The organism is Paenibacillus sp. FSL W7-1088 (genome assembly GCF_037969855.1).
GTDB lineage: Bacteria > Bacillota > Bacilli > Paenibacillales > Paenibacillaceae > Paenibacillus.
Genome location: NZ_CP150216.1, coordinates 3,921,580 through 3,942,039, shown reverse-complemented (window position 1 = coordinate 3,942,039; position 20,460 = coordinate 3,921,580). Strand labels below are relative to the sequence as shown.

The window sequence follows — 20,460 nt, the reverse complement described above, 5'->3', positions numbered from 1 at the left end:
TTCTGTACTTGTTTCGCAGCAAAAGATATCATCCATCTAAAATGAAAGCGAGTATTTTAGGGCTTTCCGTAGCAATATACCAGTTAATTCTTCAATATGTCGGATAGATTTTGATATTTCTCCTCCACTATTAAGGCTCAAAAAGCGATTCTGTAGCAATAATTCATACATTTTAATGGAATGGAGTGGTTGGTTGGATAATTTCCGAATTGTGTATATATGCACTGAAGAGAAAAGGCATGCACTATTCTGTGTATGCTTGTCGCAGGACAAGAACATTATTACATTCAAAGTCCCTATTTTAGGGGCTTTTTTTGATTTGGCGTGCCCAGCTAAGCACGCATCTTCTAGCCGGTGAAAGTCCGGTCGCAGGAGGGGCCAAGCCCCTGCGTAGCTAGGATACTTGCGTATGGCGAAATCTGTGCGTAAAAGCGTATCGACGAAAGTACCTGTCAGAGACAGGGCGAGCAACAAGCCAGGCTGTAACATAAAGTGAATCCTGCCGCGTCGTTAAAAAGGCCTCGCAAGAGGGACAAGAGGAAGCCGAGTCTCGCGAATCTGGACGAAGGCCAAGGAAGCTGTGAAGAACTTGGAACGACAGCGAAGAATCCTCCGGCGTATAGGGAACAGCATGGAATGAAAGAGGATGCAGTGAACTGGGGAGACCCTCCCCCACACGGATTTTTTTTTTTCTTTTAGGAATTCGTAAAGAGACATTCAATAAGTCCAAAAGACGAAGTGAAACGTCTGTGGGAAGGGAGTCCGAGGGGCTCATAGTACCCAAGAACCCAAGGACAACATAACCTTGGGGAGGGAAGGAGCCCTGCTTTGTTTATGCTTTTGGAGGAGGTACGAGTGAGTGAATGCCAATCGGCTAACAACACCAAAGGAAAAAGTTCAACAACTCCAAGAAAAGCTAGGTCATGTGGCCAAGGAGAACGGCAAGCGTAAATTCCATGCCTTGTACGACAAAGTCTACCGATGGGATGTCTTGTGCGAAGCCTGGAGACGAGTGAAAGCGAACAAGGGAGCGGCAGGTGTAGATGCCATGACGCTGGCAGATGTGGAGGAACAAGGAGAAATGAACTTCCTCAAGGACTGCGAACGAGCGTTGAAAGAAGGCAACTACCATCCGCAGCCTGTACGGCGGCATTATATCCCCAAGAAAGATGGGAAGCCAAGACCGCTGGGCATACCCTCCGTGCGCGACCGAGTCATACAGATGGCAACGAAACTGGTGATTGAACCCATCTTTGAAGCGGATTTTGAGGATGTATCTTTTGGATTTCGCCCGAAACGAAGTGCGAAAGGAGCGCTGGAACGAATTCGGAAAGCCTGCAACCGCAAAGGGAATTGGGTAGTCGACGTCGATATCCAAGGTTACTTCGATAACATGAATCAAGAGAAGCTGATGAAATTGGTGCAGATGCGCATCAACGACAGGCGGATCCTGAAATTAATACGGAAGTGGCTTCAGGCGGGAGTGATGGAAGAAGGAAACGTACGGCGCTCTGATTTAGGAACGCCGCAAGGTGGTGTGATCTCACCGCTTCTGGCGAATATCTATCTGAACTATTTTGACCGACTATGGGAGAAACACGGAAGAGGTCTGGGAGAACTGACAAGGTATGCAGACGACTTTGTGGTGGTCTGCAAAACCAAAAAGGACGCGGAGCATGCATATGAACTTATACGCAGAATCATGGAACGTCTGGAGTTAACCCTGCACCCGACCAAAACCCGCATTGTAGGCTTATGGACAGGAGACGAAGGATTCGACTTTTTAGGGATGCACCACCGAAAAACGAAAGCAGAAACGTCGCAAGGGAAGGTATACTACACCACGCAGCAATGGCTAACCCAACAGGCAGAAGAACGTATTCGTGGAGTGATTAAAGAGCGATTATCCCCACCGAGTATGCGATCCAGATCGTTTGCGGAGCATGTGAAATGGCTCAATCCGAAGATTCAAGGGTGGAGAAATTATTACTACACAAGCTACAGCCAAAAGAGACTCGCTAAGCTGGATTGGTATATGTTGCAACGGTTAACCCGGTGGTACGCGAAGAAGAGGCAACGCAGAAAATGGATGGGTTCAGTATCAGAGGTTAAATATATCGCCAGCCAATATGGACTAAAAACGCTGTTGTAATTTGCATGCGCATGAATGACGAACATCGGAAAGCCGTATGAGGGAAAACCTCACGTACGGTTTGATGAGGAGGGGCTGGGTTTTGCCCAGCCTTTTACTCTAGAGGAACTAAGTTCATATCCAAAGATGAGCACAGTTACAAGGTAGAATTAGAAAATTGTAAGGTAGATTAAAGCAAAACCCCGCAGTCTGAATCGACAGGTAACGGGGTTTTTATTATTATGAATCTGATTTACGGACTTCGATCTGAAATTGATCAGAATATGATTTGAGGTTCCCTGCAAGGCTGGCGAGCTGGCCGGATATGTTCGACAATTCGTTGGCCGATCGCTGCTGCTCCACAGCACTTGCAGTGACTTCTTCGGCCATGGCTGAAGTTTCCTCGGTTGCGGAAGCAATATAGCTCAAGTGCTGCTCCACTTCCTGACGAATAGAGTGCATATCCACCGTACGGCTTTCCAAACGTTGAGCCAGCTCATGCACTTCGTTCGATAAACGGCTAACCTGTCTGAACGTCTGGAGGCAATCAGCGATCTGTTCTTCCTGCTCCTTGACCGCCACCATATTCGCATCAAAATGACTGCCCATACGATGTATCTCTTGAACAAATGAACTCAGGATTTCATCAATCTCCTGAATCGAACGTTCGGATTGCTGAGCGAGCTGTCCCATTTCACCAGCAACGACCGCAAAGCCTTTTCCCGCTTCGCCAGCGCGGGCTGCCTCGATTGAAGCATTCAGCGATAGAATTTGAGTTTGTTTTAAAATGTTGTGTATTTGTCCGCTAATGGAGGAAGCGAGTTCCGATTGAGTCGTCAGTGAACTGGAAATTTCCTGCTGATGCTCAACACGCTTCGCATTCTCGCGGCTCTTTTCAAGCAGAACCTCATGTTCATGTGTAACTTGTACTTGCACGGCAGATAACTGCTCTGAAGTATGGGTAAACTGTTGCACATATGAACCTACTTCATCCATTATTTTGCCGAGACTCTCTGAGTGCTGGACGGATTGTTCTGTCTCTTCGGCCTGTTTCGTAGACCCTATGGCAATTTCTTCGATCGCTCTGGAAAGTTCTTCGGTCTGACGCAGGTTCGTTTGAGCCGTTTCCGCAATATTTTTCGAGGAATGCTGCAAGGTATTGGATCCTTGCTGTATTCCCAACAGAATGTTCGTCAATTGGGCAACCATGACATTAATCAAATCACTGATGTCACCGAGCTGATCGTTTGTCATATGTTTGGACACGACTTTGAGATTCCCATCAGCAACCTGTTCGAGGCTTGACTTAATATCGCGCACTTGTCCGAGAATGCCCCTTACTACGAATAGCATCATAACCAAAGATAGAACGAGTACAACCACAAAAATCGGGATAATGGTCCGATAAGCATTATTCAAGGATGTCTCGGAGACTTGGTTCACTGCTGCAGCAGAAATATCAATGCCCAGATAGCCAATAATAGTACCTTGCGAATCCTTGATTGGTGTAAAGGAGGACAATAGCTGTCCCCAGGTTGGATCATCTACAATGCCCGTTGTGACGACTTCACCACTTAACAAGCGTTCCTGAATCTGGGGTTTGAATTCCATTGCAGTCCCGTAAGGGCTGTATTCCTTATCGTCCCAATCTGCTCCATCCACGGTGTAGATCCACCCGTCTGAAGTTTTGTTATACATATAAACGTATAAGGCTCCCGATTGAAGCCTAACTTTAACGAGTTCGTCTCTAAGACTTTTGTATTCGTTGCTCTCCTCTGAAGCAGTAGAGGATAAAGTCGTGATTAATTCCGATTCCTGACCTAGTTGAGAGGCAGTATTCACTGCCAGCTGCTGATTGTTATGCTGCATGGTCATTAATGATGCATTTTCACTAGAGTCGATAGTGGTCCACATGATTAGACCGCCCATGGCCAGCAGCGGAACCAGAATGATCAAATACAGTTTGAACCTTAAATCCATCTTTTTTTTGCGAGTCTGTCTCACGTTCTGTTCCCCCTTGGAAGTAATAAATAATATGGTTATTGTATAACCCCATACTATTTATCGTAATATTGAAGGGGGAAATGAAGACTAATCCTAAATTTGTATATACATATAGGTTGAAGTGCAGAAAACTCTTGGGATTGGATAAACGTCCAGGCTGCTTTTTCGTCCATGTTTTAGATGAATCTTCATTATCGTACGCAGTGGTTGATTCTGAAAATTGTCCAACAAGCCACCATTCTATAGAAAGTATTTGAATTTCGAAGTGGGGGTGAGGGCAACAAATGGATTGTACTTGGTGGTAAACAGTGTTACTCTAAAAGTCTGTGTTTAACAATACATTTAATATTAGCCACCATTTTAGTTATAAAGAAAGGTAACACTATGATAAAAGTTGATAACTTATCCTTCTCGTTTCCACAAAAAGAACTATATAATAACATTTCATTTACGCTTGAAGAGGCACAACATTGCGCTTTTATCGGAACAAGCGGCAGTGGGAAAAGTACACTGATCGATATCCTGATGGATCCTGAACGATATTTGTTCGAGGGCAAGTTAGAGATAGACCCCGATTGCAGAATTGGGTATGTGAGTCAGTTCTCGCAAGTCGAGAAAACGAAAGAAATGACCGTTTTTGAATATATCGGAGAAGAATTCATCAAGTTACAAGATGAAATCACAGCTATGTATGCGGAGATGGCCACCACGTCGGATATGGATGCGCTGCTTGAAAAGGTTCAATTGGCTTTGGATGCCTTCGAGGCGATGGATGGGGATAATTACGAAAACACCATTAATAAGCAGCTAAACCTTGCCAACCTCATGAAGCTAAAAGACCTTGATGTATCCGAATTAAGCGGCGGGGAATTCAAACTTATTCAAGTAATGAAGGAAATGCTGAATCGTCCAGACTTAATGATCATGGACGAACCCGATGTATTTCTAGACTTTGAAAACCTGAATGCACTTAAAAAATTGATTAATTCCCACAAGGGAATGCTTCTCGTTGTTACGCACAATCGCTATCTTTTGAATCATTGTTTCAATAAAATAATACACCTTGAAAACACGGAGATCCAAGAGTTTGACGGGCGATACATCGACTATAACTTCTCGTTGCTTCAGACGAAGATCGAGCTGCAAGAAATTGCGGTAGCTGAAGCTGAAGAAATTGAGAGGTACGATCATATCATCGACAATCTTAGAGAGATCGCCACGTATAATTCGGAAGCCTCCAGAGGCAGAGCGTTAAAAGCCAGAGTCAAGTTTCAAGAGAGATTGGAAGCGCGTCGAATAAAAGAACCATTTGTTGATATCAAGCAGCCGAATATCCGTTTTGGCATCGAAAAGGAAATGGAAGACACCGTTGTGGTTAACGTCAATAACTATAGCGTTTCCTTTGACGAATTACTTTTGGAAAATGTGAACTTTGAGATCAAATCGACAGATAAAATAGCCCTGATCGGTCCAAACGGTACCGGGAAAACGACGTTACTCCGCGAAATCTTCCAAAATAATCAGGATTCTATTGAAATAAATGCTGATGCTACAGTGGCTTATTTATCTCAGTTTCAAGGCGAAATGCTCAAGGATTCGAATACCATACTAAACGACTTTATTGATGCTGGGTTTCAAACTTATGATGAGATTAGATTGCATCTTTTGGACTATGGCTTTGAAGGAGAAATCCTTGATCAAAAGATAGAGTCTTTATCTGGTGGAGAAAAAAACATGCTTCAATTGGCTAAAGTTTCTGCCAGTCAAGCCAACGTATTGCTGCTTGATGAACCAACAAGCCATTTAGACATCTATTCACAAATCGCATTGGAGAAAGCTATTGAGGACTACAAAGGTGCGATTCTCATGATTTCTCATGATTTCTATTCTGTTGTAAATGGTATGGATTATGTTTTAATTATTGAGGACAAAACGATTAACAAGATGAGTATACAAGAATTTAGAGAGATGATTTATGCGAGTCATTTTGATGAAAACTATCTAGAAACGGAACAAAAGAAAAAGTCTGTTGAAATGAAAATCGAATTGGCTTTAAAAGATACTAATTTTGAACTTGCCAAAGTTTTGGTTGATGAGCTAGAAGAGCTAATTAAGTTCCTTTAAAGTGAATTAGTCTGAGTTCAACGATGAATATGATATTCCCATTTGAAGTCGCTATTATAGCGGCTTTTTATATTGACGGAATGGACAAGAATATAGGGCGATTACCGATTAGATATGGGGCAGATGTCGTAGTCTCTGAACTTGAATCTTTCAAAAATCCAGTAAGCTTGAAATCTCTGCAGAATTCTATCAAAACTATCTTGGACTGGTTCGTTCACAGGCTGGGCCACCTCATGCTGTAGTCTTCGAAACAAAGCCTATTGCATTTGCTCTTCGTGACCTGTTGCCTGAAACAGAACTCGGTTCAGGTACTCAGCCTGGACTTGGTGTCGCTCTGTGGCTTCATGCCCCCAATACGCAAGAAATCCACAACAATCTTATTGCAGCAGGCGTAAAGATTACGTCTTCACCAATAGATGGACCATTCGGACGAACTTTTACATTTGCCGACCCAGACGGTTACCTAGTTACCCTTCACAGTAAAGCCTAATACGAAAGTGTATCTGGCTTAACAATAGTGATAACTTTTTCTGTCACAGTGAGCCAAATGTTATTACAACATTAAGACCTTATTACTAAAAGTTGTATTCTCCCCATACGGTTGACAGGTGAAATGATAAATCCTGTTACTGTGTGGGGAGTTTTTTCATGTTGAAGAATTATCAGCTATGTTGGGTACGAAAGGGTATCTAAAGATATGAGACGTAGGCCTGGGTTCACAGAATCTAATATTTTTACAATCGATATTATAAAGTATTAAATAGTTGATGTAGATTATTCCAAATATGGGTTATGATATTCTTGGGTGGAAGATATAATGCTTTGAATTTCTGTGTACAAGAGGTGGAAAAACAACTATGAAAAATAGAAATATAACAGGTATTGCAGTGGCCATAATTTATTGTGTTGTTCTTTATGTTTATTTAACTGATGCCCCTCCTGGTGAAGCGCCAAATAATCCGCTATGGGTATATTCCTTGTTTCCACTTGGAGTTGTTGTAATTACCTCTCTTTTTGATTATGTGATCAAGTTCGATTTCTTCAGAAAAAGAAAAAAGAAGAAGTAGTAGAAAAGAGTAAAAAATGAATGGTGTCGCGGAACAAGAACATTCTTCCATTCAAAGTCGCTATTATAGCGGCTTTTTTGTTTTAAGGAACCAAGTTCATGTCCCAAGATGAGGACATGAATATGTACCATTGTGATTTGTTGTGTCTCTGTATTAGTCCTCGGAGAAGAAGATATATATGTAAAGCATACAAGTCGCGCTTAACAATGAAATAACATTTTACAGGTACAATATTTTAGAGTACATAAAGTCTAGTTATTATGCGGACAGAGGAGAGGTTCGATTGGAATTCACAGTAAGTAGCTCTGAATTATTGGATAGTATTTTCAAAGCTGCACCGTTTTTTGCCCAGCTTTGCCAGAAAGAAGATATTGCGCTAGCTATCGCCGACAAAGAGAAATTGATATTTTATTCGCCAGACCGCAGCAATCCGCTGGATGTAAAACCCGGTTCACTGATCTCGAAAGGTCAAGGTATTGAAATAGCGATGACGACCAGACAGATGGTCATCAAGTCTATAGGGCAGTTCCTAGTCCTGAGACTATTTTCTTTAATTGAACAAGCTCCTATCGCGACTGCGAGAGAACTTGTTCAGATTAAAAGTTTTCTCAATCAAAGGACGGTCGTAACGCAAGTCTATAAAAATCTGCCCAGCCATAAGCGTTTGTCTGCATTCCTATTAAACGTTTATCGTAGTAAGTGGACTGGTTTAGATGGTACAAAAAGAATACAGCCCGTTTATCTCTAAGCCATTGTTCTGTTTCTTGGGTCATTAGAATTCGTTTGTTTGCTTCTGGCTCGTTTTCGATCTTATGCAATCTAATGTTTAGATGCTCATAAACCTCCGGGGATAGGTGCCTACGTACGACGTGACGATCGTCAAACATAAGACGTAAAAAAGAAATAACCGAATTATCATCAACAACAGCGTTAGCTAATACAAGATCGGCAGCATCGATAATCTCTGGACGAATAAACTCTTCGTAATCTCGAACTTCTACGTTAATTTTCACTCCATATATAGCGCATTGCTCGCTAAACCAGCGAGCGTTTCGTTCCAAGGAATCACCCAATATATGATAGGTCAGAATTGATAGTGTTTGTTGTGGATGAACGGGTGGTCCTTCTAGAAAATTTGGTTCTGATTTTAAGTAGCTGGGACCATAATTCAGATAGTCATGCTTTAACATTTGTTCAGAGATGATGCTCCAATCAGGAAAAAAACTATAAGCAGGGCTATAGGTATGATTATTGAGATCTGCATTCATGCGATGTGGATTGGCTACAAGACTAAGCCAATGTCGAAAATCGTCAGATTCTAGAGGTCCTGGCTTGTTTAGTTGAAATGTCATATAAGTGCATCCTGTTTCTATTCTTTCAATGTCAGGAGGTTGATTGTTTCGTGGGTGGAGTTGAAATGGATGAATATAGGGAAGCGTGTCCCCAGCTAATTCCCTTAGCGGCAATGAACGATAACGGGTTTCCGGTAAGATCCACAGTTCAACCCGATCCAGCTGAGCTCGTCCCGAAAAATAAGCAGGAAAGGCTTCAAGAACAATTTGGGAGTCATCGTTTTCTACCACTCGGAACGGGCCACTTCCAATGGGAAGACGTGCAAATTCCCCAGGTGAACGTTTGGCCGAAGAGAGGGGGAGGATTGAAGCACGTGGAGAAGCAAGCAGTTGTGGAAGAAGGTGATAAGGTCGTCTTAGACTAATTTTAACACAGTATGGGCCTATGGCCCTGATTTTATCTATTGGAAGCTCAGTCCATTCTGTTCGCCCAAATTTTGTTGAAGTTAATCGTTCAAGAGTATAGACAACATCCTTCGCATGGAGTTCGGTATTATCATGAAAGAGTATCCCTTTACGTATGTAAAAAGTCCATGTACTCTCAGTATTATCGGTTTCCCAGTAATAAGCCAAATGAGGAAGGATTTCGTTATTGTCATCATTCTTGATAAGAAGCGTATCAAAGAGTTGCCGGGCCATATGCCACTCCGTACGCCGAAGTGTAAAAGCCGGATCTAAATTAGTCATACTTCGATAAAAGGGAAGACGCAGCGTGTCTAATTGATAATGTTCATTCTTATCTACGCGGTAACCATACTGTCCCTCTAGCCACTGTACAAATCTGCCACGTATTACATCGTCCACGTGGTGGTTCTCAAGTAATCGTATTCCATCATGAAACCTTCCTTTAATCGTTGCCTCCTGGGCAAGTGCGAGCACTACTTCCGCTTCCGAAGTTAATATAGTCAGCGTTGAGCGATTACCTCGTCCGCGTCCTGGAGACCATGCAATCCACCCAGCCGTACATAAACGACGGATGATCCACTTTACATTACGTGGTGTGCAGTTCCATACTGTGCCCAACTCCTGTAATGTCGTCTTGTGTGAAATCTGTGCTTCGAGCGTGCTAAACAATTTTTTGAGATTGAAGAAATGTTCAGATAACTGCAGAAGATTCACCTCCAAATAAAAGGGGAAGTTTAAAATTTGAAACTATACTCTTTTTATTTCCCTTATTTTAACTACAATCATAACATACGAACCATAAGTGCAGCTAAATAGGAAGGAGAATGTTATGGAAATGAAGCCATGATCATCATCGGCCAGCTTTAATAAAGGCAAAGGAGTGTATCAGAGAATGGTTCACTGTTCACGAAGAAAGAGGTGGCTGTGTTGACTAACGAAGACTCAGGTCGTATAGGTGCAGTTAAAGATCATTATTTTCTCGCTATTGGTGCGGCCGTTTTGGTCACCTTGCTGTGGTCGACATCCTACATCTTAAATAAGATAGCGTTTCAACATACTATTGGACCTTTTACTTTAGCTGGATTACGATACGCCGTTTCTACAATCACTTTGGTACTCATTAGGTTGATTTTGGTAAATCGAAAAAATATAGCACCAGAAGTGGATCTTCAAAAGAAAAGAGGCCGTATCAAATTACAACCATATTATATCGTTGTTCTTGGAGTAACTGGATATATGATGGCACAGGGACTGCAATACGCGGGGCAAATGCTGGTCACCCCAACACAAACGAGCATGGTACTTTCAGTTGGTAACACTGCCGCTTTAATTATACTAGATGTTTTTTGGCTCAGAGAGTTACGTGGTCGCTCATCTTTTTTAGGCATATTGGTAGCAATGACTGGAGTTGTCGTTTTCTATTTCCCTTGGGATTTTGGGGGAAGCCACTTTAGTGGAATTGTTCTAATACTCGCTTCTTGTGCTGGATATGCTATCCATCTGGCATTAACGAGGCACTTACTTAAAAACGAAAAAGCGAATCTGGGTGATCTAGTTCTCATGCCCATGGCGATTGGTGCCTTTGGGATGTTAATAATCGGACTCATTTTTGAAGGTTTACCAAGCATCTCTTGGCCACTTGTTGGTATCATACTTTGGCTGGGGATTATTAATGGTTCATTTGCATTCTCCTTATGGACTTGGACTCAAAAGCACTTGCGAGCCTATGAAAATAGTCTAATCAACAATTTGATGTTATTGGAGGTAGCTGTATTGGATGTTCTCATCTTACATCGTAATTTATCGGTTATTGAGGTCTTGGGAATACTAATGGTAGGATTGGCTGTAGTATTCGTGCAAATATACTCTCATTTAAAAAGACCTACTCAGTAATTTTCTTAGGTTTTAAACAGTTAAAAAGTTCGAATCTTAAATATATATAAAAACAGGATTGCAAATCTTATGGTTTACCTGATGTTCTGGAGATAAGGGATATAAAACTGCCATCCATTAAGAAAGACGATAGGATGATGCTTAAGGTACGAAATGCTTTGATTAATACATTTAACTATAAGGTTGGTGATCATGTTATTGGAAGTTGTTTCGGATCTCATGCGGAATACGTTTGTCCTCGTCAGAATGTACTAACTTTTATGCCGAAAAATGTAGACATGGACTTTTTAAGTCAACTGATGGAGGATTACAAAATAAAATCTTTTATTGAGAAGTGCTATCCTTTAGAGCAGATCATAGAGGCTCATAGACATATGGAAAGCGGACGAACAAAGGGGAAGATTGTACTTAAACTGTAGTTGTGTTTATTCAACTAACAGTATATTAACGCAACGTGCCTACGATGCCTGGACCCGGATATTCTGGAGATGAGCGGGGAGAATCAGGAGCTCGAGAAGTGGTATTTGTGGGGCGCGGGGAAATTTCGACTTCATGAATGACTACCCCCATTAAATAAGTGTCGAGAGACATAAAAAGGCTCCCATTAAAGTTGCTATTTTAGCGGTACAAGTGATTTACTGAAACTCTGAAGGCTGGTTTATGGTCAAAATTGATCGGAAGTATATCAACTAGAACTATGAACCCATCAATAAACACTTTAGCAAAGAAATGGAGAGATAGTGAATATGATTTTTGGATCAAAGGGCGAGGAAACGCCGAGATCATAGATTGTGCTGATTTGTTTAGGGAGTTCTTTATTAGCAACATTGCTCCTGTTATTTATTCTAATCGATATTTTGTGATAAAGGTTTTCTTTTTTTATGGCAGGAAAAAGGTAATCTGAGCACGAAATATGTTGATGATTATGCTAAAAAAGTTGCTTTGTGCACAATGATGTACCCAAAGCTGGATGTGCTTGAGCAAAGGGAAAGGTGTGCCACTAATCATGAAAGAACCGTCTGAACACCTCATTGCCATGCTGGGTCAGCCTTACGATTCCAGGCGTGTTCAACAAGTATTGCAATCCTTCGGTGTCAAACGTATACCGAAGGCGAGCGGTTATTTTAGTGACGACATTATTTGGTCTGTAAAGTCATCTATCCGCCTTGACGTTTATCGCTCCCCGAAACTTCATGAACTGACTGGACGTGACGATCTGAACACGGATGAATGGATGATCGGGGCCGTCCATTTTCTAGCTCCTGGCTCGGATGACCGAATCCATACCCCGTTTCCGGGACAGCTTCCTGCAGGAATGACAATGAATTCAACGCCAGATGAGTTGATTCGTGAATACGGTCAACCTGCATTGTATGAAGAAGGGGATTGGCTCGGGGGCACCGGTCCGTTTCTGGCATGGCGCGAATCCGGTATCAATGTCGCCATTGAGTATGAAACGAACGAGGACGGCAGTGCAATGACTTGTTATACTGCCTGTTTAGTTGGATGCATCGGCGCTTGGCGAAAGGATTACCCGGAGGTTTTTGTTCCCTGAAGACATCAAAAAAAGAAGCAGCGACGCTGGACTGCACCCCCATGGTATGACAGAGACCAACCATGGGGGTGCAGTCCATGCACTCTTGTCTAACTACAACTGATTAATTTGAAGTTCGGAATAAAAGGAGTATTCCCGGATTCAGTTAATTCAAAGTGGAAACTATATTATAATGACCTGTTTCGCGATATTGAGATTATTGGCTAATGCTCATGGGAAACGTCAACCTGAAAAGTCCGTTACCCTGAACAATTAATCAATACCTGTCTGGATATGTTTAATAGTCAACAATTGCCTTTGTCGGAGCTGGAGTTTACCTTCAATCAACTGGACTGGCTGTATACTTTCATCAGTGCTAAGGAGCAAACAGAGCATCGAGGGGATGAGGCAGCGGCGATGATTAACCAGGTCTCCGAACAATTTATTCAGTTCATTTTGTGTAAATCCGCTGAGGAAGAACCTTATGGAGATTTGCATAGTTTATGCGGTGCTGTATGTGCCTTGGCACTTGTTCAATCCGTGCTTCCCGAACAGGTAATCAGTGACCGAATCTTGAATAAAGTACTGGACCGTAGGCCCTTTATTTAAGGGTAATACAGAAATTCTGACGAAATTGAGATAGGACAGGTATCAGTTGATGCCTGTCTTTTTGTTTTTTGCTCCCGAGAGGAAGCCGGTGATAGATGCAAAGGGTACCTTAATGCCATCATTCCATTAATCTGGCAGCATGTTGTTCCCGATATTGCTGGTCCTGCGTAGCTGGCAATGTCATAGCTCGGTCGATTTTCCGTATTCATGAACAAGAGCGAATAATAATTAAGATTTTCAATGTATTTCAAAATTCCAATAATTGTAAGCTTGTGGTGAGGAGCGTGAATCATTTTGTACCACATGCATTCTCACCGAACAAAGAATCCTGATCCAGATTTCTACCTCATTCTCGAACGTTGTACGGTTTAAAATACAAATTGCCGGTCGTATGATTTTCTAGTTGCAGGGTAAGATAACAACCATATGATGGTTTTGATTACTTTAATAAAGGAGAAGACCATGGTTGAAAAACACGACCCTCAAATGAAAAATCATCAAATGTCTACATGGCTTGATGATTTAAAACAGAAATTAAACCATATGGATGATGCCGAAATCATTGAGCACAGAATAGGTACCGGTGCTTCAGTCCATCTTTTATTTATAAAAACGTTAATTGATCAAGAGCGTTTAAACGAGGCGATTCTTCAGCCACTTCAGCGATCTGCTGGCCATTCGGTTTCATCATGCATAATCAATTCCAAAGTTTCTGAAGTTATATCGATTGAAGATGCTGGGCAAAAAATAATGCAAGGATTTATTCTTCTATACGATTCAGTCAACGATCAATGGCTAGGCGTACAATTGGAAAATCCTCTTGGTCGGGCAGTTGAACCTTCCCAAACGGAAACTGTTATATATGGAGCGAAAGACAGCTTCAGCGAACAAATCGATAAAAACATTACAATGTTGCGCAGGCGTTTGCCTATAACGACATTAAAAACGGAAAGCTTCACTATCGGATCACTAAGTAAAACGAAGGTTGTGTTAATGTACATAGACGGAATAATTAATCCGGAATTTGTTTCCCTTGCAAGAGAGAAAATTGAAAGTGTGGATTTCGATCAGTTTTTAGACTCCGCACAGCTTGCAGCTTTTATTGAAGATCATAACCATACAGTCTTTCCGCAGTTTCTACAAACGGATCGGCCGGATGCCTGTGCGTACGCCTTAGGTGAGGGTAAGCTGACTCTATTAGTCTCCAATTCACCGTTTGCCTTAATTTGTCCCATTACATTATTTCATCTATTTCAATCGCCAGAAGACTACTTCCTTCGTTGGCCGGTAGCCAGTTTTTTACGTTTAATGAGGTATGGAAGTTTTATTATTTCTTTGACGATGATTCCTTTTTATGTTGCGTTAACGACATTTCATTACCAAATGGTTCCACTACCGATTCTCTTCGTATTATTGGAATCGAGAAGCAAATTGCCCTTTACTCCGTTTGTGGAAGGAATTTTCATGATCGTAACGCTGGAAATCATCAAAGAAGCAAGTTTGCGAATGCCGACCAAAACCAGTCAAACTTTAGGGGTTATTGGTGGTATTGTCATTGGACAAGCAGCTGTAGAAGCAGGCTTTGCAAGTAAAGTATTAATTGTTTTGATGGGTATATCCGCTATTGCTTTCTTTTTAGTTCCCAATTATCAAATGACAAAATCCATGGTTCTGTTGCAAGTGCTTCTTCTTATCCTTGCATCGTTTCTTGGGTTGCCGGGAATCGTGATCGGGCTGATCGGGATTCTTGCACATATCCATGCATTAACGTCATTAGGTCAACCTTATTTAGCGCCGCTTTCTCCTTTTTATGGAAAGGATTGGATTGACCTCTTTATTCGCGGACCTTTGATTTGGATGAAAACGCGTCCGAATAATCTAAAACCACTACAGAAATGGCGACAGGAGAAGATGAAGAAATGAAGACTTTATCCTTATTCAATCAAACTTTCACCCTTGGCGGCATCCATTTCCTTTTATTGGTCAATCGCACGCAAATGCATTACTTTATTTTAATCATGCCGGTTTATTTGGTTCATTCGTATATGGTTTGGGGAATTGTCGCCTTGGGGTTACTGTCCCAACTTAATTTGATGATGCTGTGCAAATGGTTTACTTCCAGTTATGCAAAGAGAGGCTATCAAGGAATTGTACAGCTTTTTGGGAAACGGACAGTTCAAGTTTTCGCAATATTTGGTTTTTTGATCATATTGTTAAAAATCTCAATCATAACACTGGGTTACGTTGAAATGCTCCATAATTTTATTTATCCATCAATGAATAAAAAGTGGCTGATCTTTTTTATTCTTTCGATCAGCTTATTTGTGGCTTCACATGGAATGGAGAAAACATTGCGGTTTGTCGTCATCGCCTTTTTTTGTGGGGCTTGGATCTTAATCATGTTTATACCTTTTTTCTTTCCGCCGATTGCAAATTACCGCGATTTATATCCTCTAATACCCACCGAATGGTCTGGACAATCATGGCAGGGTTTGTTGTTTATTTGGTCGGCATTTTCCGGTCCAGTATATTTGGTCTTTATGGTTCCATGGTTAAGCTCCAATCAAAAAATATCGAAATATCTTGTCATTGGAAACATGCTGACGATTATCGAATATTCATTATTATTCATTGCTACGGTATTGTTTTACGGTTCGAACTTCTTAAACAAGATCAATTTTCCGGTAGTATATATGGGAAGATACATTCAAACGAGCGGTTTAGAACGAATCGATTACATACTTATCTCTTTCCACATGTTTAATTATGTATTTGACATTTCAATTCTTCTGTTGTGTTTTTATGGAGCAGGAAGAGTCTTTATGAAAAAAATGAATGCACGCACAACTCGGATCGGATTATTGTCGAGTTGGTTCGTCATTTTGATAAGTATCATCATAATGGATCAATGGTTATGGCAAACGGTTCCGGGTCAAAAGATGTTACTGAACATTCAAATTTGGCTCGGCGCAATCATTTATTTACTTGTTCCTACGATCCTTTTCACTGTGGTTAAACGAAAGGAGAGTATGTAGGCATGATACCATACAAGCATTATGGTTTATTGGCGATTGTAAGCCTTATGTGGATAGTCGGTTGCTCTTCTCCATATGTCGAGAACAATATGATCGAAGAGATCGCTCCGGTAGTTTTCTGGTCGATTGACAAGGGGACGGAAGGAAAGTTTAAAATCAGCACTTTAGTACCACCACTCATCAAAGAAAAAAAACAATTTCTCTCCAAGGAAGTTGATCTGTTAAAGCAGGGAGGCAAGGAGTTTAATTTAATTTATTATCGAGAATTGAAGCAGGGACAGCTGCGAATGTTATTAATCAATGAGGAACTGGCAAAAGAAGGTGGCATTGAAAAGCTGATCAATACGATATTGGTTGATCCCGATATTTCAATGCGTGTCTATTTATTGATTGTCAGAGGCGATTTTGATGAATACATAAAAAATCAATTGACGAAGCAAGAAAACCAAGATTATTTTCTTTATCGGATGTTAAAGCATTACGAGGAGCATAACCAAGGTGAAATGAGCATTGTCAATATTCATCAATTTATGAAGATGTTATATTCCCCTCTTAAGGATCCGATCGTGCCGGTTTTTCATGCGGATAAGAACAATTTCAATTACGTAGGAACGGCCTTCTTCCGAAATGATAAAGAAGTAATGGTCACTCAAGACGTAAGCGATGAAATTTTTCAACTTCTGGATAACGATCATTTCTTGAAAGTTTTGGCCATTCCAAAGTTATCTATCAGTTTAGGACGTGTTCGATCCAATATTCGCATGAAACTATCGAGTGACTATTCATCCTTGTCTTTACATGTAGGATTGAAAGGAAGAATTGAGGAATACCAGGGAGAAAAGAATATTCAAAGCGAGGAACCATTGGAACATTTAATTCATGAGATTGAGGTATACCTTGAGGAACAAACGTCAGAATTATTAAAAAGTATGCAACGGTTGAAAGTGGATCCCTTAGAGGTCGGAACACATTCACTTAAGCCGTTTTCTAAAGAACTAACGGAAGAGCAATGGTTGAAATATTGGGGAAATATGAAAATTAATGTTGACTTCGACATCAAAATACAGCCTTTAATTAATGTTGAACGGCTGTCGTGATTCAAAACAAGACAATCATTCCGAGCCGCTTGATATAAGCGGTTTTTGTTTGCAAAAAAATGGATGACTCTTGTGTCAATACGCTAGATACAGGGTTATCTACTGCTACGAAGGGACTGAGACAGCCGAAGTGGGAGCTTGCATGCTCTTTGCTGATACTTTTTATTGATACTTCGATGAATTATGGAGTCCAAACACTGATTTATACGTCATGTGAGAATAAAGAGATTTTAATCGAAACAAAATAACACATTCGTCCATATGATATTAAAAATTAAAAAAATCACTTTTTCCCATATAAGATGTAACTCTAAATAACATTAAAACCTCAATGCTCTGGTTCACTTTCGGATAAGCCAATTCACGATCCAATTGGAGAATGCGACAAACAGCAGCTGATCAGAAAATCAGCTGCTGTTTTCATTAAACGAACGGGCAGGATATCAGGGAAATAAGTGGAATTTTATATGATATGTTTTAAGCATTCACGAATGGATCGATTAGATGGTCGTCAAAATTTACGATTGAAAGAATTATGAAGCTACTTAAATTATAAATGAAAGAAGGGATAGAAGATGATACGAGAAATCAAGTATACTATCAATTATCTCGATCGCCCTTGCAGAAGCAATTTACTGAAGAGATTCTTACCGAAGCAACAAAGCGATATGACATTAATAATGACACTGTTCGTTTATTAGGGGGGTATGAAAGCTTTGTTTATGAATACCAGAAAAACAATGCATTTTTCATCTTAAAAATCTCACATACAATTAGAAGATCAAGAAATAATATACGGGGTGAAATTGAATTTTTAAATTTTTTGTCCAATAAAGGACTGGCAGTTTCAAATGCTGTTCCATCGACCAGGGGTAATATGGCCGAAGAAATTGCTGCAGAAAATGGTTCGTTCCTAGCCATTTCATACGAAATGGCTCTTGGGAAAGAAGTGTCGGATGCAGATTGGAATGAATCGCTTTACGAAAAATGGGGCGAATTTCTGGGGAAAATCCATCATGCCACTAAGGGTTATAAATGGAGCAATCCGGCGTTTAAACGACAGACCTGGGACCAAGAAGTTCAATTAAAGGCGGAGAAATACCTGCGACCTGATGATGTAATGATTTCAATTCTAAAAGAAAGATTAACAAGCTTAATTCTCTGCCCAAGTCCAAAGATACATACGGTTTGACTCACACTGATTTTCATCAAAGTAATTTTTATCTGCATAACGGAGACATTTATTTGTTCGATTTTGATGATTGCGGTTATACGTATTTCGTAAACGATATTGGGATTACATTGTATTATGCACTTTCTTATCCGTTTAAGGAATTTGAAAATAAAACGGAATATTATAAATTGTTTTTCCGCCATTTTATGAAAGGATATCTGAAGGAAAATACAATGTGTCAAATTTAAATGAAGAATCAATGAACTGGTTAAAAGAGCTTCAACGAGTAGCCGCTTCTGATGACCCTATGCTGCCGATTGATTTTGTTCAAGAATTAAAAAAACATTTATAATAGTATTTATTAACCTGGGAGCATCACATTTCACTAACGGGAAACGATAGTTCAAAATGACCTGTAGAGGAAATTAAGAATGTATCCGAGATAGACCAGCTATACTTGAAGAAATTCCGAATAAGAGGTAAGTATGATGAACACATTAAAATGGTTTCAGAACTGGTATCTTGAAAACTGTAATGGTGATTGGGAGCATTCATACGGTGTGAAAATTGATACTGTGGATAATCCCGGTTGGTCTGTCGAAATCGACTTGACAGATACTTATTTAGAAGACGTACCGTTTGAGTCAATTGAAGAAGAGAGAAATGAAGAAGATTGGTTCTATTGTATTGTGAGAGATGGAGTGTTTCACGGTGCAGGGGGAGCAACAAATTTAGAAGAGATACTAGATTCCTTTAAAACTTGGGTTTTGAGTTTGGAAAGAAGTTAATTATGCAGTAACCGAAGATGAGACATTGAAAGGTCCTTGGAGATAGTGAAGGGAGACACAAGGTGTATAGTTACAACGAATTCACCGAAGATTTAAATCTCGGACATGAAATAGAATTTATCTTGAATGATACTCATTTCTTAATCAGTTATAATGTAAGTGGTTGTTACTGTATTAAGGAAAATGAAGAAGCACAAGTTATGTACGAATCAGTTGAACAACTATTAAATCAAGTTAAGATTAATGGTAAAACATTAAAAAGTTTATGGGGAAATATCATTGTGAGTGACGTGTTTTGACTGAAATTAATCAAAAGGCCATTTCATGTAAACAAATAAAACAATCTTGATTTTTAAACCCCTGTTGATATTATCTTAGAATCAACGGGGGTTTTTATTGCATGCTTAAATCAGCGCAAATGCGCAGAAACTATGGGATAAGGGCAATTCAATAGGTAAACACCAAAAATCACGCCAATGGGAGTCATATAAGGAGAGGATCAAAATGTATCTAAAAGAATTTGATTTAGATATACCATATATTGTTGATGATGAAAATATTGAATCTATAATAAAAAAACAAAAATGTGAGTACCACGAAGCAACAAAATTAGATTATGAGTTGAATTGGAAATGGAAGAGACGTTCATTCAGATTGGAAACTCGCTGTATTACAGCGATGTATGAACGTTTATTTGGGAAGTACAAAACGAAAGATTGTTGGAAAGTCCTAATAGAATGTGTAGAAAACATTTCGGACGAAAGGATTGTTAACGATTCAGGTGTGTGTTCGGTGCCAATCCAATGTAGTTTGAATGACTTCGATGCAAAAAGTGAGTTGGAGAAAAAAAAGACTACGCTTCGACTGCTAATGGATGGGATAGAAAAACTTGCTCTAAGTAACAATTGGGACATTAAACCATTTCAAGATATCGCTTTGCAAATAGAGCAGTTAGGTTATGTTAATGAATGGACTTGGAAGAAAAACATCAAGAGCCCTAATAAGAAGTACTATGCTGAAGTCATATGCCATCATAATGTAGAAAGCATGGATATATTTATATCTATTTTACAACGAGATGGTACTCAAGTACTTTTAGAGAAGGTCATTTCAGAGCAACCAGATGAATTCGCTTATGCTAGACATTTAGGCGACCTTAAATGGGTATCTGATTTTGAAGTTGCTTTGATTAATAAAAAAGGCACTGGAAAGTTTTTGGCAACCCTAGAGCATTAATTATTTTGTCA

15 protein-coding genes are annotated in these 20,460 nt (G+C 40.2%); 13 read left to right on the top strand and 2 right to left on the bottom strand.

What is annotated here, in order from left to right:
- Positions 1-859 precede the first annotated feature (859 nt).
- Positions 860-2,152 (top strand): group II intron reverse transcriptase/maturase, encoded by a 1,293-nt coding sequence (ltrA, locus tag MKY42_RS17730; protein WP_339843657.1) that lies wholly within the window; start codon positions 860-862, stop codon positions 2,150-2,152.
- 219 nt (positions 2,153-2,371) lie between these two features.
- Here ltrA and MKY42_RS17725 read toward each other — a convergent pair whose 3' ends face one another.
- Positions 2,372-4,135: a methyl-accepting chemotaxis protein gene (locus MKY42_RS17725; RefSeq protein ID WP_090898964.1), complete on the bottom strand. Its 1,764-nt coding sequence runs from the start codon at positions 4,133-4,135 to the stop codon at positions 2,372-2,374.
- A gap of 384 nt (positions 4,136-4,519) precedes the next feature.
- Here MKY42_RS17725 and MKY42_RS17720 point away from each other — a divergent pair, with 384 nt between their 5' ends.
- The 3 genes from MKY42_RS17720 to MKY42_RS17710 all read left to right on the top strand — a co-directional run bounded on the left by MKY42_RS17720 (position 4,520) and on the right by MKY42_RS17710 (position 7,326).
- Positions 4,520-6,259: an ATP-binding cassette domain-containing protein gene (locus MKY42_RS17720; RefSeq protein WP_090898961.1), complete on the top strand. Its 1,740-nt coding sequence runs from the start codon at positions 4,520-4,522 to the stop codon at positions 6,257-6,259.
- 145 nt (positions 6,260-6,404) lie between these two features.
- Complete coding sequence (locus MKY42_RS17715) at positions 6,405-6,749, top strand: VOC family protein (RefSeq protein WP_339852973.1); 345 nt, start codon at positions 6,405-6,407, stop codon at positions 6,747-6,749.
- Positions 6,750-7,116: 367 nt separating this feature from the next.
- Positions 7,117-7,326: a hypothetical protein gene (locus MKY42_RS17710; RefSeq protein ID WP_090898951.1), complete on the top strand. Its 210-nt coding sequence runs from the start codon at positions 7,117-7,119 to the stop codon at positions 7,324-7,326.
- A 608-nt stretch (positions 7,327-7,934) separates the two neighbouring features.
- Here MKY42_RS17710 and MKY42_RS17705 read toward each other — a convergent pair.
- Entirely contained in the window at positions 7,935-9,797 is a 1,863-nt protein-coding gene (locus tag MKY42_RS17705) for an ABC transporter substrate-binding protein (RefSeq protein WP_177185730.1), read from the bottom strand.
- A gap of 213 nt (positions 9,798-10,010) precedes the next feature.
- Here MKY42_RS17705 and MKY42_RS17700 point away from each other — a divergent pair, with 213 nt between their 5' ends.
- The 9 genes from MKY42_RS17700 (at position 10,011) to MKY42_RS17660 (ending at position 20,449) form a co-directional block, all read left to right on the top strand.
- Positions 10,011-10,976, top strand: coding sequence for a DMT family transporter (locus MKY42_RS17700; RefSeq protein WP_339843650.1), 966 nt, complete (start codon positions 10,011-10,013; stop codon positions 10,974-10,976).
- A 1,006-nt stretch (positions 10,977-11,982) separates the two neighbouring features.
- The gene (locus MKY42_RS17695) at positions 11,983-12,531 is read left to right on the top strand and encodes a hypothetical protein (protein WP_090898942.1); all 549 of its coding nucleotides are present in this window, start codon (positions 11,983-11,985) and stop codon (positions 12,529-12,531) included.
- A gap of 273 nt (positions 12,532-12,804) precedes the next feature.
- The gene (locus MKY42_RS17690; RefSeq protein WP_179264557.1) at positions 12,805-13,119 is read left to right on the top strand and encodes a hypothetical protein; all 315 of its coding nucleotides are present in this window, start codon (positions 12,805-12,807) and stop codon (positions 13,117-13,119) included.
- Positions 13,120-13,581: 462 nt separating this feature from the next.
- On the top strand, positions 13,582-15,042 hold the full coding sequence (locus MKY42_RS17685; protein ID WP_090898936.1) for a spore germination protein: 1,461 nt from the start codon (positions 13,582-13,584) through the stop codon (positions 15,040-15,042).
- Positions 15,015-16,154, top strand: a complete 1,140-nt coding sequence (locus MKY42_RS17680; RefSeq protein WP_339843644.1) for a GerAB/ArcD/ProY family transporter — start codon at positions 15,015-15,017, stop codon at positions 16,152-16,154. Before MKY42_RS17685 ends, MKY42_RS17680 begins: the two co-directional genes overlap by 28 nt.
- Positions 16,155-16,156: 2 nt before the next feature.
- On the top strand, positions 16,157-17,251 hold the full coding sequence (locus MKY42_RS17675) for a Ger(x)C family spore germination C-terminal domain-containing protein (RefSeq protein WP_339843643.1): 1,095 nt from the start codon (positions 16,157-16,159) through the stop codon (positions 17,249-17,251).
- A 556-nt stretch (positions 17,252-17,807) separates the two neighbouring features.
- On the top strand, positions 17,808-18,443 hold the full coding sequence (locus MKY42_RS17670) for a phosphotransferase (protein ID WP_143067028.1): 636 nt from the start codon (positions 17,808-17,810) through the stop codon (positions 18,441-18,443).
- A gap of 467 nt (positions 18,444-18,910) precedes the next feature.
- On the top strand, positions 18,911-19,213 hold the full coding sequence (locus MKY42_RS17665) for an immunity 53 family protein (RefSeq protein WP_256222085.1): 303 nt from the start codon (positions 18,911-18,913) through the stop codon (positions 19,211-19,213).
- A 504-nt stretch (positions 19,214-19,717) separates the two neighbouring features.
- Positions 19,718-20,449 (top strand): hypothetical protein, encoded by a 732-nt coding sequence (locus MKY42_RS17660; RefSeq protein ID WP_090898921.1) that lies wholly within the window; start codon positions 19,718-19,720, stop codon positions 20,447-20,449.
- The last annotated feature ends 11 nt before the right edge of the window (positions 20,450-20,460 follow it).